Origin of the sequence: Acetobacter sp. DsW_059, from assembly GCF_002153695.1 — a bacterium.
GTDB classification, from domain to species: domain Bacteria; phylum Pseudomonadota; class Alphaproteobacteria; order Acetobacterales; family Acetobacteraceae; genus Acetobacter; species Acetobacter thailandicus.
In genome coordinates, this window is sequence record NZ_JOPI01000069.1 from 1 (window position 1) to 494 (window position 494).

At 57.9% G+C, this 494-nt stretch carries 2 protein-coding genes; both read left to right on the forward strand.

Annotation, left to right across the window (positions count from 1 at the left end; genetic code table 11):
- Positions 1 to 204 (forward strand): hypothetical protein (locus tag HK25_RS13025; protein ID WP_158092954.1); only part of this gene is annotated, 204 nt, incomplete at its 5' end.
- Positions 201 to 434, forward strand: coding sequence for a hypothetical protein (locus HK25_RS11710; protein ID WP_086636336.1), 234 nt, complete (start codon positions 201 to 203; stop codon positions 432 to 434). The genes HK25_RS13025 and HK25_RS11710, both read left to right, overlap by 4 nt.
- The last annotated feature ends 60 nt before the right edge of the window (positions 435 to 494 follow it).

Sequence of the window (494 nt, forward strand, 5' to 3'; positions counted from 1 at the left end):
GGGCCAGCCTCACTCAGCTGGGGCTTTGTGACGATCCCGCTTCTCTGTCGCACAACGACTGACAGCCGCCGCTCAGGCGCTTCTTTTCAAAATCCTTCAATCCCCCCCGTTCCTCAATACCCTATCGGTCATCGGGCGCTGCAAAGTGTGCCGATGCCGATCGGTGTCTTCTGGAACGGGACCAGTAAGGTTCTTGCCTCATGACTACCCAACATTTTTCTCCCTCTGATCCTGGGTTTGACCGGCTTGTCGATGTCTGGCTGCAAATGCACGACGTGCTGCTACCGGCTCTTCTGGCCGCACGGGATCACGGTCTTGCCAGCACGATGCCCTTCGGCCGCCCGCTGGACGGTCATGTGTTGCTGCTCCGGCAGCTTTTGCGGGGCTTTGAAAAAGGACTTCAGGAGGTGGCTGACTGGTCACCTCTGTGCTGAACCTGACCAGACCAACACATTTTTCCATCAACACTTAGCCCCGATCTGCCCTCAGGCGAC

What these genes read in the sequence shown, in the direction of transcription:
- HK25_RS11710 (WP_086636336.1), top strand. Translation starts at nt 201, where the DNA reads ATGACTACCCAACATTTTTCTCCCTCTGATCCTGGGTTTGACCGGCTT.